At 35.9% G+C, this 248-nt stretch carries 1 pseudogene; it reads left to right on the forward strand.

The annotated features are described in order from the left end of the window. A pseudogene (locus SB660_RS22750) lies at positions 1–120 on the forward strand (IS3 family transposase); the annotation flags it as partial. Positions 121–248: the final 128 nt, after the last annotated feature.

Below are 248 nucleotides of genomic sequence, written 5' to 3' on the forward strand. Positions count from 1 at the left end.
TATTTAAAGGAGTTCGAAAGTGTTGAGCATTTTAAATTGGAACTTGAAAACTATATAACGTATTACACCACGAAACGAATTAAGGCAAAATTAAAATTGAGTCCGGTACAATACCGAACTCAAAATACCAAAATTCACCGAGTAATGGCTACATATCGCCCACCGTTTGAACGTTCAAAAAAATCCCCTCCGGACTCATCCTATATTCTTTATCTGCATATTGAGAACTTAAGTGACTATGAGTAGCC

Source organism: Bacillus sp. SIMBA_005 (genome assembly GCF_046535585.1).
Classification (GTDB): domain Bacteria; phylum Bacillota; class Bacilli; order Bacillales; family Bacillaceae; genus Bacillus; species Bacillus pumilus.